A 14,388-nucleotide genomic window follows, 5' to 3' on the forward strand; every position below is an offset into this window, starting at 1 on the left:
TCATCGCCACCACAATGCCGATTCCCCGCCTTCGTTCCCGGAAGTCTGGGGCATGCGCTCCCTGCGCATGCCCCAGACTTCCGGTTTATGCGATTATCGAGCGTAGTGGCCCACGATCTGCCCGACGAGCTTGGCCCAGGGCATGTCGAGCGCGTCATAGACCGGGCCCGATTCCGGGGCGGCATTGTCGCCGAGGATCTCCACCATGAAGGTCGCATAGTCGGAAAGGACCACGCCGGCCTGCTGCAGGCGGAGCAGGTTCACGTCATGCTTGGTGCGGCTGAACGTGCCCGAGGCATCGACCGCAACATAGGCATCATAGCCCTTCGCCACCGCGGTCATCGCCGGGAAGCCGGCGCACACTTCGAGCGAGATGCCGGCGAAGATCAGCTTCCTGCGGCCGGTCGCCTCGATCGCGGCCGAGACGCGGGGATCGTCATAGGCGTTGACCGTCGAGCGGTCGATGATCTCCAGCCCATCCAGCGCCTCGACCAGCTCAGGGAAGGTCGGCCCCCACAGCGTGTCGCGCGCCGTGCTGGTGGCGACGATCGGCAGGCCCAGCGCCTTTGCCGCACGGGCGAGTGCCACGACATTGTGCTTGAGCTCGCCGGTCTCGTAATCGCGCACGCCGGTCATCAAATTCACCTGGTGATCGACCAGGATCAGGGCGGCATTGTCGCGGGTCAGCGGCTCATAGGTGCGCAGGGTCATAACATCCTCCAAATCGAAATATCGGTCGCTCCGGCCACGAGCATTTCGTGACGCCCCAGGAGCTAGAGGCTGGACGAAGGGACCAGAAGACGCCAAAACCGCAACCCAGCGTCCAATGATATGGACGATGGAGACTGCGCGATGCTCGACCTGAACGACTTCTATTATTTCGTGCAGGTCGTCGATCGCGGCGGGTTCACCGCTGCCGGCCGGACGCTCCGCGTCCCCAAGTCGACCCTCAGCCACCGCATCCAGCAGCTCGAGCGCGACCTCGGCGTCCGCCTGCTCAACCGCACCTCGCGCCGCTTCGGGATGACCGATGCGGGCGGCGACTTCTACCACCATGCCGTCGCGATGCTGCGCGAGGCGGAGCAGGCGGAGATGACCATCCGCGGCCGCCTGACCGAGCCGACCGGCACGGTCCGCTGCACGGCCGGATCGGCGACGATGCAGTTCGCCCTGTCGGACATCATCGCCGATTTCCTGGTGCAATATCCCAAGGTGAACGTGGTCGCCCATGCCGCGGATCGCACCGTCGACATCGTCGGCGAGAATTTCGACCTCGCCGTGCGCGCCCATTCCGATCCGCTGCCCGATTCCAACCTCGTCCAGCGCACGCTCGCGCCCGCGCCCTGGTATCTGTTCGCCGGCGCCGACTATCTGAAAGCGCGCGGTGCTCCGAGGACGCCGCAGGACCTGCAGGAGCATCCGTCGCTGTTCATGATGCGGACCGGCGTACAGCCGCTCTGGCGCCTGCGCCATGCCCGCCAGCAGCGCGACGAGATCGTCATGCCGCTCACCCCGCGCCTGCTCGGCGACGACATGGTCGGCCTGCAGCGCGCCGCGATCAAGGGCCTCGGCGTGGTCGCGCTGCCCGGCTATATCTGCCGCGAGGCGGTCCGCTCCGGCGCGCTGGAGCGCGTGCTGCCCGACTGGATCGCCGGCGATTCCACGCTCACCGCGCTGATCCCCTATCGCCAGGGCCTGCTGCCCTCTGTCCGCGCCTTCCTCGATCACCTGACCGCCGAATTCCCCAAGACCGTGCTGATGTAGCCCGGCCCATCGTCCAACAGGCTGGACGCAAACTCCGGTTTTCAAGGACTTCCCGGCCGCCGCGCCCCGCGCCAGCTTGACGCGTCATGTACGGCGCATTTCCCCTGGTCGCGCTCCTGGCGCTGACGATCGGCACGCTTCTCGCGATCCGGCGGCGCGGGCTGCTCGTCCAGCTTGGCGCCGAGATCCTGCTCCTTGCAGCACTGACCGCATGCCTCGCCTGGCATGGCACCGGGCCGCTGCCGGGCGCCGGCCTCCCCGCGGGACTGGCGGGCGTCTGGCTGCGCGCGCTCGCGGTGATCTGGTGGCTGATCGCCGCGCGGCTGGTGGTGAACCTCACCCTCCTCGCCCGCGGCCGCGATCCGCAGGCCCGCGACGCAAGGCTGTTCTCCGAGCTGATCGCCGCGACCATCTATCTCGCGGCCGCGCTGGTCGTGCTCAACTCGGTGCTGAACCTGCCCGTCGCCGGGCTGCTCGCCACCTCCGGGGTGATCGCGATCGTCCTTGGCCTGGCGCTGCAGAACACGCTGGCCGATGTCTTCTCGGGCATCGCGGTCGGGCTGGAAAAGCCGTTCCATGCCGGGGACCGGGTGTCGCTGGGCGAGAATGAGGGCGTGATCGTCGGGATCAACTGGCGCTCGATCCGCATCCAGACCGACAGCGAGGATCAGGTCACGATCCCCAACAGCATCGTCGCCAGGGGCCAGATCATCAATCGCAGCGTCCCCACCCGGCGGCGCGCGATCACCGTGGAGATCACCCTGCCCGCCGACATCCCGTCGGAACGGGTGCTGGAGCTGATGCGCCAGGCCACCCTGCTCTGCCCCGATGTCCTGGCCGAGCCGATGCCCCTGTTCACCCTGCGCCGCTCGGGGCTGACCTCCGCCACCTATGTCGCGACCTTCTTCATCGCCGACAGCCCGGCGCTGCTGCGGGCACGGAGCAACGTGCTGCGCCAGATCCGCCGGCTGCTCTACCATGCCGGCATCCTGCCCGCGCAGACGCTCTCCCCCGCCGCGCTGCTTGGCGCGGTGGCGCTGTTCGAAGCGCTGACGCCGGCCGAAACGGAGACGCTCGCCGGCCAGCTCGTTCCGCACTGCGTCGATCCCGGCGCCGTGCTGTTCGAGGAAGGCAGCACCAGCGACTCGATCTACATCGTCGAGGCTGGCGTGCTCGAACTGACGCGCAGCGCCGGCACCGATGATCGCCAACTGCTCGGCCATGTCGGCCCCGGCGAATATATCGGCGAGCTCGGCCTGATCCTCGGCGCCCCGCGCGGCGTGACGATGACCGCGCTCACCCGTGCCCGGCTGTTCGAGCTGCCGGGCGCGAGCCTGACCGGACTGCTCCGGTCGAACCCGGGCCTGAACGCCGCGATGGCGCAATCCGTCCAGCGCGGCCTCGACCTGCTCGACCGCGACGCAGCCGCGCGCGCCGCCCAGCCGGATGCGCACGGCCCCGCCCTGCTTGCGCGCATCAAGGCCTTCTTCTCCGCCCACGCTTGCTGAGCGGCTGACCCTCGACTGCCCCTGTGCGGGCATGCCGGTGCTTCTGCGCGCCTACCGATCATCGTCCAATCTTCTGGACGCTAGGTTGCGAAATGACCGACTTATCGTCCAATGCCGGCACTCCATAATGGCCGCGATCGAGAGATTTGGAGTGATCGCGATGGGCAATATGGAAAAGATCGAAAAGGCCGGGCGGACCCCCAGGCTAGGCGCAGTGGTCGCCGGGGTGCCGCACGATATCGGCGGCGGCTTCTCGGCGAAGCATTTCTCCGAAGAGATGTTCGGCGGGGCGATGGATCCGCTGCTGATGGTCGATCACTTCGTGATGACCGCGCCGACCTTCGCGCCGCATCTCCATGCCGGCATCTCCGCAGTGACCGCGCTGTTCGAGGATTCGCAGGGCGAATTCCTCAATCGCGACACGCTGGGCCACACGATCGCGCTCAAGGCGGGCGATCTCTACTGGCTGGCCGCGGCGAGCGGCGCGGCGCATGAGGAGAAGCCCGCCGAGGGCGCACGGGTCCACGCGCTGCAGATCTTCGTCAACCTGCCCGAGCGGCTGAAGAAATGCCCGGCCCGCGCGCTGCAGGTCGAGGCCGGCGAGGTGCCGGTGATCGAGGGTAACGGGCATCGCGTGCGGGTCGTGCTCGGCCAGAGCGGCGGCGCCACGGGTGCCACCGGCACGCCCGAAGAAATGACGCTGCTCGACGGATTCCTCACCGCGGGCGGCAGCTTCGTCCATGCCCTGCCCGAGGGCCGCCAGGCCTGGGTCTATGCCGTGTCCGGCAGCGTCAGCATCCATTGCCAGGGTGAGGTGCGGCTGCTCGAGCCGGGCACCGCCACCACGGTCGAGGCCGGTGCCGCCACCGACATCGCGCTCGCTGCCGGCGACCACGCCCACTTCGTGCTGATGGCCGGCAAGCCGATCCATGAGAGCTTCGTAAAGCACGGACCGCTGGTCATGACCACCGCGGACGACGTGCGCCGGACGCTCGCCAACTACGCGGAAGGGAAGTTCGGCCGCATCCCGGCCTGACCCGCCCCATCCATTCCGACAGCAGACCACGCGCGGTGCCCGGCGCCGCGCGGCGGTGAACCACAATCCTGGGAGACGAACGATGAACGACACGACCAACATCGACGGACTGGTGGAAACCACGATCCGCTGGCTTTCGCACGAGGAACGGCAGCGCGAGGCGGCGCTGCGTGCGCATTTCGCCGATTTCTGGGCAAGCGCCACCGGAGCCCCCCGTGAAATCTATGACCGGTTCATCGCCGCCAGCCCGCTCGTCGAGAGCGTGACGCTGGAGCAAGTCGCCACCGATACCGTGCAGGGCTGGTGGGTGCGGCCACGCACCTCGGTGCCCGGCCAGGCGATCCTGTTCCTCCATGGCGGCGGCTATGTGCAGGGCTCGGCCAAGGCGTATCGCGGCTTTGTCAGCCAGATCGTCAGCCGTACCGGCATCCCGGCGCTGGTGATCGATTATCCGCTGGCACCGGAAGCCACCCTCCCGGCAGCGCCGAACGCGGCGCTGGCGGCCTGGAGCTATCTGGCCGAGAACCGCTTCTCGCGGATAGCGATCGTCGGGGACTCGGCCGGCGGCGGGCTGTCGCTGGTCACCATGGCGCAGCTGGCGAAACAGGCGACCTTCCCGCACCCGATCGCCGGCGTGGTCTTCTCGCCCTGGACCGATCTCGCCTTCACCGGCCAGTCGATGACCGATCCGGGCATCGTCGATCCGCTGATCGGCCATGACTATCTGCAGGACTGTGCCAGCAAATATGTCGGCGATTTCTCCCCGACCGATCCGCTCGCCTCGCCGCTGCACGGCGATCTCGCCGGCCTGCCGCCACTGCTGATCCAGGTCGGCACCGACGAGCGCCTGCTCGATGATTCCTGCCAGTTCGCCGGACGCGCCGCGAGGGCCGGCACCCCGGTCGAGCTCGAGGTGTGGGAGGGCATGCACCACGTCTTCCAGCTCGACGTCGCGCATCTCGAGAGCAGCCGCGTCGCGCTCGATCGCGCCGCTAGCTTCCTCGCCCGCGCCTTCAACGCCTGATCCCCTTCGGAAAGGAGAAACGCCATGATCGCCCAGTCCAGTTCCGAAAGCGCCTATGACGTCGTCATCGTCGGCGGCGGCTCGGCCGGTGCCGTGCTCGCCCGCCGGCTCAGCGAGGATGCCAGCCGGCGCGTGCTGCTGCTCGAAGCAGGCGCGGCCTATGCGCCGTCCGCCTATCCCGACGTGATCGCCAATGCCAACCGGGTCGGCGGCGATGCCGCGCACGACTGGGGCTATCACACCCAGGATCATGCCGGGCTCGGCCATGACGTGAATGCGATCCGCGGCAAGGTTCTGGGCGGCAGCTCGGGCGTCAACGCCGCGGTGGCGATGCGCGCCCGCCCCTCGGACTTCGCCCGCTGGAGCGCGATGGGCATCGAGGGCTGGAGCTGGGACGAGGTGTTCCCGATCTTCAAGGCGATGGAGAATACACCGACCGGCGACGATGCCTGGCACGGCCGCGCCGGCCCCTTCCCCATCCGCCAGCGCACGATGGAGGAGATCACGCCGTCGATGCGCGCCTTTGTCCACGCATCGGAAGCAGTGGGCCTCAAGCGGTCGCCGATTTCAACGGCGCCGAGCAGGACGGCGTCTCGCCCTATCCGCTCAATGTCGTCGCGGAAAAGCGGATCAACACCGGCATCGCCTATCTCACCAATGAAGTGCGGGCCCGGCCGAACCTGACGATCCGCGGAGACGCCGAGATCGACACGGTCCTGTTCGACGGGCGACGCGCCAGCGGCGTGCGACTGGTGAGCGGTGAGGCGATCCTGGCCGGCCAGGTGATCCTTTCCGCCGGCGCCTATGGCAGCCCGTCGATCCTGATGCGCTCGGGCATCGGCCCGGCGACGCATCTGCGTGCGCTCGGCATCCCGGTGCTGCAGAACGCGCCCGTCGGCGAGCGGCTGAAGGAGCATCCCTTCTACTACAATGTCTACGCGCTCACTCCCGAAGCCAGGGCGATGACGCCGGTGGCCGGGGCGATCATCTGGACGGGATCGAGCGAGGCGGGCCCCGACGAGCTCGATCTCCACATCTCGGGCACGCACATCTTCGATCCGGCGCTGAGCCCGACGGGCGGCGCAATCGTGCTGGCCTGCGCGGTGACCCTGCCCCGGTCGAACGGATCGATCCGGCTCGCCAGCCGCGATCCGCGCGCCATGCCGCAGATCCGCTTCAACTTCTTCGAGGATCCGAGCGACCTGCGCCGCATGAAGGAAGCGGTGCGCCTGTCGCGCCGGATCGGGCGGACCGCACCCTTTAGCGACATGATCGCCCTGGAGATGGCGCCGGGCGAGGATGTAACGGACGATTCAGCGCTCGAACGCGCGATCATCGCCCAGGTCGATGGCTATTCGCATCCCACCTCGACGGTGCCGATGGGCAGCGCGCGCGACCCCGGCGCAGTGGTCGACTTCGCCGGCGCGGTGCGCGGAGTCGAGGGCTTGCACGTCGTCGATGCCTCGATCATGCCGGACATCATCTCCGCACCGACCAACATGACGACGATCATGATGGCCGAGGCGATCAGCCGAAAGCTCGTGTCGTGACCGCCAGGATCCCGCTCGTCCCCGCCTCGTTCTTCGGCATCGTGCTGGGTCTGGCGGGCCTCGCCAATGACTGGCGCGCCGCGCACCTCGCCTGGGGTCTTCCCGCTGCAGTGGGCGAGGCGATCTTCGCGTTCGCGGTGCTGGCCTGGCTGGCGATCGTCGCGCTCTATGCGCTGAAATGGCTGGTCGCGCCGCAGGTAGCCCGAGACGAGCTTGGCCATGCCGTCCAGTGCTGCTTCGTCGGTCTTGCCGGTGTCGCGACCCTGCTGATCGCGCAGGGGGCGCAGGCCTTCTCGCGGCCGGCAGCGGTGGTGCTGTTCGGCCTCGGCGTCGCGTTCACCTTCGGCTTCGGCATCTGGCGGACCGGGCATCTCTGGCGCGGCGACCGCGATCCGGCATCGACCACGCCGGTGCTCTATCTTCCGCTGGTCGCGGGCGGGTTCGTCACCGCCACCGTCGCGGCAACGCTCGGCTATCCGCAATGGGGGCAGCTGGCCTTCGGTTCCGCCTTCTTCGCCTGGCTCGCGATCGAGTCGGTGCTACTGCATCGTCTCTACACCTCCCCTGCGATGGTGCCTGCGCTGCGGCCAACCCTGGGCATCCAGCTCGCGCCGCCGGCGGTGGGGGCGACCGCCTATCTCGCAGTGACCGGTGGGCAATCGGACATGCTGGCGCACATGCTGGTCGGCTATGCGCTGGTCCAGGCGCTGATCCTGTTGCGGATGGCGCGCTGGATCGCCGAGCAGCCCTTCGGCGCGTCCTACTGGGCCTTCACCTTCGGCGCGACCGCCCTTGCGGGTGCCGCGATCCGTCTCTCGACGGTTCCGGGGGAGACCGCAATGACGACGCTGGCGCCGTTCCTGTTCGGCGCCGCCAACCTGCTCGTCATCGGCATCGCAACCGGCACGCTCTGGCTGTTCTGGACCGGCAGATTGCTTCCGAAACCAGTTCCGACCGTGCAATCGGCAACGAGATAACGCGATACGGCTGTTTCGTTATTGCGCTGGCGCACAGCGAACGATCGTGGAAATCTGGGCCGCGTGACCAAGTGTTCCGACATCCTGCCTCCCGCTGCGCGCTCCGAAACCGCGGCGGAGAAGCTTCCCGGACTGGACGGTATTGCGGTCAAGCGCCTGTTGCAGGGCGCGGTGCTGAAAGGGCATGATCCCGAAGCACTGCTACGCAAGGCTGGCATCGATCCGCTCACTTGCGGCAATGTCGATGCCTCGATCGATGGCCGGGCGCTGTCCCGGCTGATCCAGCAAATCCAGCTGGCGCTGGATGACGCCTTTATCGGCTTCATGGCGGAGCGTTGCCGGCTCGCGCTCGATCTGGAGCGTATGCTCGCCTATCTGCACTGCGAGACGTTCGGCGAGTCGATCCGGGTGAGTATCCGCTTCACCCAGGCCCTGTCGGAGGACATCGGCCCGCAGCTGATCGAGGACCGCGCGGGCGCCAAGCATGTCTGTGTCTACCACACCATCGAAGGCGTCGATCGCGACATCTTCGTCTGGTTCCGCTTCATATGGATCTTCCAGTTCTTCAGCTGGCTGATCGGGCGCCCCCTGCGCCTGCGCGGTGTCCAGATACAGGGGCCGCGGCCTGTGCAGCAAAACGGGTTCGATCGCTTTGCCGTGTTCGGGTGTCCGGTGCGCTATGACGCACCGTTCGATGCGCTGTTCTACGATCGCAGCGACCTCAGCACGCGGCTGCGGCACGGGACGCTTGCCGATGTCGAGGAATATAACGTCAGCAACCCGGACTGGTTCGCCACCCCCACCGGCCGCACCACCTGGCGGTCGAAGACCGAGCATGCGCTGGTCGACTTCCAGCGGTCGCAGAACTGGTCGGCACCGATCGAGGCCGTCGCCGAGCGGCTGTGCAGCCGCCCGCGCCGGCTGCGGCGCGACCTCGCCCGCGAGGGCGAGAGCTTCCAGCAGATCCGCACCCGCCTGCGCGGCGAGCTCGCCGCGGCCTATCTGCTCGTCACCGACCTGCCGATCACCGAGGTCGGCTACCGCGTCGGCTTCAGCGAGCCCGGCAGCTTCTCGCGCAACTTCACCGAATGGGCCGGGCTGACCCCCACCCAATATCGCGACCGGTACAAGCCCGACGGCGCGCGCCAGGCCGCCGCATCGATGCTGCTGAGCGAGCGAACCGGCGCCTGACCCGACCACGACCTGGTCACTTGGGTTAAATCTGGCCGTCAAACCTGCCATCGCCAATCCACGCATCAACGATGACGATGCCCCCAACAAAAAGAAGTGGGGAGGATTGCATGATCGGGAATCGGATTCTCAATGGCCGGGCCGCCTTGTACGGCGCCTCGGCGCTGGCGATGGCGATGGCGCTCTGCGCCGCATCGCCCGTCCGGGCACAGGAAAGCAGCCCACCGGCCGCCCAGCAGGACGCGCAGGACGCGACGGCGCCGGACAAGAACGAGATCGTCGTCACCGGATCGAGCATCCGCGGCGTGCCGCCGACCGGCTCCAACCTGATCAGCGTGACGCGCGACGACATCAAGACGATCGGCGCGAACACGACCGCGGACCTGCTGGCGACCGTCCCGCAGCTCAACAGCTTCAACACCACGCCCCGGGCAACCGGCGGCGGGGCCGGCTCGTTCGCGCCCGGCCTGCGCAGCCTGCCGGCGACCGCAACGCTGCCGCTGATGAACGGGCATCGCCTGGTGGCCTCCAGCACCAAGGAGACCAATCCGGACTTCCCGTTCATCCCCGATCTCGCGATCGAGCGGGTCGAGATCGTCGCTGACGGCGCCTCGGCGATCTACGGCTCGGATGCCGTGGCCGGCGTGATCAACTTCATCACCCGCAAGCGTGCCTCCGGGCTGGAAACCTCGGTGCGCTACGGCATGGCCGACGACTTCCACAACTTCACCGCAAGCGGCCTGTTCGGCCAGGACTGGGGCAGCGGCGCGTTCGTCGCGGCCTATCAATATGCCGAGAACAGCAACATCACCGGCGCCGACCGCGATTTCCGCGTCGTCGACTTCCGCCCCTATGGCGGCGTCGACTCGCGCAGCACCGTCTGCCCGGCGGCGAACGTCGCGGTGAACACGACGGCGTATGGCATCTACTATGCCGCCCCCGGCCTGGCGCCCAACACGCGCAACCTGTGCGACAATGGCGCGGTCACCGACATCGTGCCCGAAACGCGGCTGCACAGCGGCTACATCACTGCCCATCAGGACCTGAGCGACCGCATCACGCTTTGGGGCGAGGTCCTCTATTCCGACCGCAAGGACACGGTTCAGGCACCGCCGCCGCCCGGCGCAGGCGCCTCGGGCGGGGTGATCCTCTACAATATCCTCGGCTTCTCGCAGAACCCGTTCTTCAAGGCACCCCCGGGCAGCGGCGCCACCATCGAGTTCGTCCAGTTCCGCACCGACAATCTCTACGGTGCCGACCATATCGACAACAAATTCCGCGTGCGGGCGGGCAACTCCTCCGCCGGGGTCGACGCGAAGCTGGCGGGCGACTTCAAGCTCAGCGTCTACGGCACGTATGACTGGGCGCGGAACGACTCCTACCTTCCGGCGATCAACCCCGCGGCGCTCGACGCGGCAGCATCCGCCTCCACGCTCGCCACGGCGCTCGATCCGTTCGGCAACGGCACTTCGCCGGCAGTCATCGCCAAGATCCTCGACTATGCCGGCGACCTGACGATCCGCCAGCGGACCTATCTCGGTGCGGCCAAGATCGACGGGACGCTGGCCACCCTGCCCGGCGGCCAGCTGAAGATCGCCGCGGGCACCGAATATCGCCACGAGGCGTTCCGGCAGCGCGGCATCTATGGCGGCGCCCAGGTGCCCGAGACGCTCGATCGCAACATCAAGTCGGTCTATGGCGAGATCTTCGTGCCGATCTTCGGCGCCGGCAATGAAGCCCCGCTGATGCGCAGCCTCGCCCTGTCGCTGTCCGCCCGCTACGACGATTACAGCGACTTCGGATCGACGACCAATCCCAAGGTCGGCGTCAACTGGGAGCCAGTGCGCGGGCTGACGCTACGGGGCACCTATGGCACCTCCTTCCGCGCACCGGGCCTGCGCGACGTCGCGGCCACCGTCGGCGCCTATTATTTCAACGCGGCGGCGATCGCCGGCAGCACGCTGCGCGATCCGTCGCGCGGCGCAGCGCAGGTCGATACGGTCGCCCTGTACGGCGGCAATCGCGGCCTGCAGCCGGAAAAGGCCCGGACCTGGTCGGTGGGAGCGGACTTCCGGCCGACCTTCCTGCCCGACCTGCGGGCGAGCCTGACCTTTTACGACATCCATTATACCGACGTGATCGGAACGCCGGGCGGCAGCATCGCCTTCACCGATCCGACCTTCGCCGCGGTCGTCTACCGCAATCCCAGCGCCGCACAGCTCTCGAGCCTGTTGTCGATCGCGGTGCCGGTGAACTTCGCGCCGGGCGCGCTGCCGGCGATCGGCAACCTGCTCGACTTCCGCCAGGGCAATTTCGGGGTGCGCGACACCAACGGCCTGGATTTCGACATCGGCTATCGCAAGGCCACCAAATTCGGTGCCGTGTTCGCCGGTCTTGCCGGCAACTACATCCTCAAGTTCGACACCCAGCTCTCGCCCACTTCGGCCAGCTCCAACCAGCTCGACCTCGGCATTCCCAAGGCGACGATGCGGGGCACGCTGGGTGCGCAGGTCGGCCCGCTGAGCGCCGTCGGCTTCGTCAACTACCGCCACGGCATCACCAGCCTCTATGCGACGCCGACCGGCACGGCCCAGTACAGCGCCGGCTCCTACACCACGGTGGACCTGCACTTCTCGGTGAAGCTGCCGGATGTCGGCTTCGCCAAGGGCACGGAACTGTCGCTGCAGGTGAACGACCTGCTCGACCAGCGGCCGCCCTTCTTCCCGGCGACCGACGGGATCGGCGGCAGCTACAATCTCGGCCGCAACGTGTCGGTCGGGCTGCGCAAGAGCTTCTGACCGGGGGAGGAGCGCCGGCCGCGCCGGCGCTCCGTCCGCCCTGCCCCCAAGCAAGCACCTGGAACCTATGCAACAATTCGCACTGACCCTCGACAAGTTCATCGATCATGCGGCGAAGTGGCACGGCGCCGCCACGGTCGCCACGGCTTCGCGCGGCGCGATCCTGCGGCGCACGGGCTATGCCGAGCTGCGCGAACGCAGCAACCGCCTGTCAGGCGCGCTGCTCGCCCTGGGCCTGCGTACCGGGGACCGCGTGGGCACGCTGGCATGGAACACCCAGCATCATCTCGAGCTCTATTATGCGACGATGAATGCCGGGCTGGTCTGCCACACGCTCAACCCGCGGCTTACCCCGGCGCATCTCTCGGCGATGATCAACGACGCCGAGGATCGCGTGCTGGCGATCGCCGCCAGCCTCGCCCCGGTGCTGCCGGAACTGCTGCCCCTGTGCCCTACGATCGAGCGGGTGGTGGTACTCGACGAAGCGGTGGACCCGGCAATCGCCGGACTCTGCGCCGTTCCGGTCGAAGGGATCGACGCGCTGGTCGAAGCGCACGGCGCGCCGGTGCAATGGGGACAGTTCGACGAAGCCAGCGCCGCCGGTCTCTGCTTCACCTCGGGCACCACCGGCCGTCCCAAGGGCGTCGTGTTCACGCATCGCTCCAACTATCTCCACACGATGATGTCGATCCAGCCGGACGCCTATTGCCTGTCCGCGAAGGACCGTATCCTCGTCGCCATCCCGATGTTCCATGCCAATGCCTGGGGGCTGCCCTTCTCCGCGCCCGCGGTTGGCGCCAGCCTGGTGCTTCCGGGGCGCGATCTCGACGGGGCGAGCCTGGCCGCGCTGATCCGCAGCGAGAAGGTGACGATCGCCGGGGGCGTGCAGACGGTGTGGATCGGCCTGCTCGATCATCTCGACGCCACGGGCGAGGAGGTACCCAGCCTGGCGCGCGTCATCATCGGCGGCTCGAAATGCCCCGACGCGTTGATCCGCCGCATGGAGGAGCGCCTGGGCGTGCGCGTCCAGACGACCTGGGGCATGACCGAGATGTCGCCGCTCGGCACGGCGGATTCAGTCCAGTTTCCGCCGGCGGCCGAACGGTCTTCGGGACGTCCCCAGATCGGCGTCGATCTCGAGCTGACCCAGGCCGATGGCACGCCGCTGGCGCAGCAGCGCGGCACCGTCGGCCATCTGAAGGTCAAGGGGCACTCGGTGATCGAGTGCTATTTCAACGCCGAGGCGAGCGCGCTCGATGCCCGGGGCTATTTCGACACCGGCGACCTGGCGATGATCGACGAGGCCGGCAACCTCACCATCTGCGGACGGTCCAAGGACCTGATCAAGTCCGGCGGGGAGTGGATCAATCCGGCGGAGATGGAAGCGATCGTCGGCCGCGACCCCCGGGTCGGGCAGGTGGCGGTGATCGGCAAGCCGCACCCCAAATGGGGCGAGCGTCCGGTGCTGGTGGTGGAGCTGCGCCCGGGCGAGAGCGGCGATGCGCCGACATGGATCGATGCGCTGCGGGGAAAGGTCGCCGACTGGTGGTTGCCGGACGAGGTCGTCCAGCTCCCGCGGATGCCGCTGGCGGCGACCGGCAAGATCGACAAGATGAAGCTGCGTGCGGATTATGAGGATGGGGAGCTGGACCGCTATGTCGCAACCCGTTCGTGAGATGCGCGTCGGCGTGGTCGGCGCCGGCCTGATGGGGGCGGAGATCGCCTTCGTGTTCGCGCTGGCCGGCATGGACGTGCTGCTTCACGATCGCGATCCCGCTGCGCTGGAGGCGGCGCTGGCGCGGTTGCGCACGCTCCTGGAGCGCGGATTGGCGCGCGGCTTCTATACCGGGGAGCGGCACGCAACCGCGATCGAGCGTATCCGGCCGGCGGCGGACCTTGCCGCATTCGCCGACCGCGACCTGGCGACCGAGGCGGTCTTCGAAGCGCTCGACGTCAAGCGCGAGGTGCTGGCGGCGCTCGGCGAAGTCTGCCCCGAGACCTGCGTGATCGCGTCGAACACCTCGACGATCCCGATCTCGACACTGGGCGCAGCGCTCCCGGCAGACCGCCGGCGAAACTTCCTGGGCACGCATTATTTCTCGCCCGTCTCGCGCATGCGCCTGGTCGAGATCGTCCCCGGCTTCGACACCGACCCGGAGGTCGTCGGCTGGACCGCCGCGATGCTCGAAAGCGCGGGCAAGCAACCGATCGTGGTGAAGGACGTCGCCGGCTTCGCGGTCAACCGGATGCTGCACGCGATGCTGATCGAGGCCGTGAAGCTGGTCGAGGAAGGCGTCGCGGCGCCGGAGGATCTCGATACCGCCTGCCGGCTCGGGTTGGGCCATCCGATCGGACCGTTCGCGCTGATGGACAATGTGACGTCGAGCCTTTGCCTGCAGGTGCAGGAGCTGCTGCAGGACAGCTATGGCGAGCGCTTCCGTCCGCCTGCCCTGCTGAAGCAACGCGTCGCTGCGGGCTATGCGGGCGGGCGCGGCAAGCCGGGCTGGCTGGACGCGCCTGAAAGGATATCGGAGAGGTGA

At 68.0% G+C, this 14,388-nt stretch carries 10 protein-coding genes and 1 pseudogene; 10 read left to right on the forward strand and 1 reads right to left on the reverse strand.

What is annotated here, in order from left to right; genetic code table 11:
* Window positions 1-93: 93 nt before the first annotated feature.
* Window positions 94-711 carry an isochorismatase family protein gene (locus ACEN8G_RS12350; RefSeq protein WP_413417755.1) on the reverse strand — a complete coding sequence of 206 codons (618 nt, stop codon included), beginning with the start codon at window positions 709-711 and terminating at the stop codon, window positions 94-96.
* Between the two features lie 141 nt (window positions 712-852).
* On the opposite strand from ACEN8G_RS12350, the gene ACEN8G_RS12355 reads away from it, so the two are divergent.
* The 10 genes and pseudogenes from ACEN8G_RS12355 (at window position 853) to ACEN8G_RS12400 (ending at window position 14,388) form a co-directional block, all read left to right on the forward strand.
* Window positions 853-1,764, forward strand: coding sequence for a LysR substrate-binding domain-containing protein (locus ACEN8G_RS12355; protein ID WP_413417753.1), 912 nt, complete (start codon window positions 853-855; stop codon window positions 1,762-1,764).
* An 86-nt stretch (window positions 1,765-1,850) separates the two neighbouring features.
* Complete coding sequence (locus ACEN8G_RS12360; protein WP_413417751.1) at window positions 1,851-3,272, forward strand: mechanosensitive ion channel family protein; 1,422 nt, start codon at window positions 1,851-1,853, stop codon at window positions 3,270-3,272.
* A 127-nt stretch (window positions 3,273-3,399) separates the two neighbouring features.
* Complete coding sequence (locus tag ACEN8G_RS12365; protein ID WP_413417749.1) at window positions 3,400-4,308, forward strand: pirin family protein; 909 nt, start codon at window positions 3,400-3,402, stop codon at window positions 4,306-4,308.
* A gap of 82 nt (window positions 4,309-4,390) precedes the next feature.
* Window positions 4,391-5,332, forward strand: a complete 942-nt coding sequence (locus ACEN8G_RS12370; protein ID WP_413417746.1) for an alpha/beta hydrolase — start codon at window positions 4,391-4,393, stop codon at window positions 5,330-5,332.
* 78 nt (window positions 5,333-5,410) lie between these two features.
* Window positions 5,411-6,882: pseudogene (locus ACEN8G_RS12375) on the forward strand (GMC family oxidoreductase); the annotation flags it as partial.
* Window positions 6,879-7,859 (forward strand): dicarboxylate transporter/tellurite-resistance protein TehA, encoded by a 981-nt coding sequence (tehA, locus tag ACEN8G_RS12380; RefSeq protein ID WP_413417744.1) that lies wholly within the window; start codon window positions 6,879-6,881, stop codon window positions 7,857-7,859. The pseudogene ACEN8G_RS12375 and the gene tehA, both read left to right, overlap by 4 nt.
* A gap of 63 nt (window positions 7,860-7,922) precedes the next feature.
* Entirely contained in the window at window positions 7,923-9,050 is a 1,128-nt protein-coding gene (locus ACEN8G_RS12385; RefSeq protein WP_413417742.1) for an AraC family transcriptional regulator ligand-binding domain-containing protein, read from the forward strand.
* Window positions 9,051-9,160: 110 nt separating this feature from the next.
* Window positions 9,161-11,848 carry a TonB-dependent receptor plug domain-containing protein gene (locus ACEN8G_RS12390; protein WP_413417740.1) on the forward strand — a complete coding sequence of 896 codons (2,688 nt, stop codon included), beginning with the start codon at window positions 9,161-9,163 and terminating at the stop codon, window positions 11,846-11,848.
* A gap of 67 nt (window positions 11,849-11,915) precedes the next feature.
* Window positions 11,916-13,523 carry an AMP-binding protein gene (locus ACEN8G_RS12395; protein ID WP_413416296.1) on the forward strand — a complete coding sequence of 536 codons (1,608 nt, stop codon included), beginning with the start codon at window positions 11,916-11,918 and terminating at the stop codon, window positions 13,521-13,523.
* Window positions 13,504-14,388: a 3-hydroxyacyl-CoA dehydrogenase family protein gene (locus tag ACEN8G_RS12400; protein ID WP_413416295.1), complete on the forward strand. Its 885-nt coding sequence runs from the start codon at window positions 13,504-13,506 to the stop codon at window positions 14,386-14,388. The genes ACEN8G_RS12395 and ACEN8G_RS12400 overlap by 20 nt, the downstream gene beginning before the upstream one ends.

It is taken from the genome of Sphingomonas sp. Sphisp66 (assembly GCF_047324325.1).
Classification (GTDB): Bacteria; Pseudomonadota; Alphaproteobacteria; order Sphingomonadales; family Sphingomonadaceae; genus Sphingomonas.

What these genes read in the sequence shown, in the direction of transcription:
- ACEN8G_RS12400 (WP_413416295.1), top strand. Translation starts at nt 13,504, where the DNA reads ATGTCGCAACCCGTTCGTGAGATGCGCGTCGGCGTGGTCGGCGCCGGC.
- ACEN8G_RS12370 (WP_413417746.1), top strand. Translation starts at nt 4,391, where the DNA reads ATGAACGACACGACCAACATCGACGGACTGGTGGAAACCACGATCCGC.
- ACEN8G_RS12355 (WP_413417753.1), top strand. Translation starts at nt 853, where the DNA reads ATGCTCGACCTGAACGACTTCTATTATTTCGTGCAGGTCGTCGATCGC.
- ACEN8G_RS12390 (WP_413417740.1), top strand. Translation starts at nt 9,161, where the DNA reads ATGATCGGGAATCGGATTCTCAATGGCCGGGCCGCCTTGTACGGCGCC.
- ACEN8G_RS12360 (WP_413417751.1), top strand. Translation starts at nt 1,851, where the DNA reads ATGTACGGCGCATTTCCCCTGGTCGCGCTCCTGGCGCTGACGATCGGC.
- ACEN8G_RS12350 (WP_413417755.1), bottom strand. Translation starts at nt 711, where the DNA reads ATGACCCTGCGCACCTATGAGCCGCTGACCCGCGACAATGCCGCCCTG.
- ACEN8G_RS12365 (WP_413417749.1), top strand. Translation starts at nt 3,400, where the DNA reads ATGGCCGCGATCGAGAGATTTGGAGTGATCGCGATGGGCAATATGGAA.
- ACEN8G_RS12395 (WP_413416296.1), top strand. Translation starts at nt 11,916, where the DNA reads ATGCAACAATTCGCACTGACCCTCGACAAGTTCATCGATCATGCGGCG.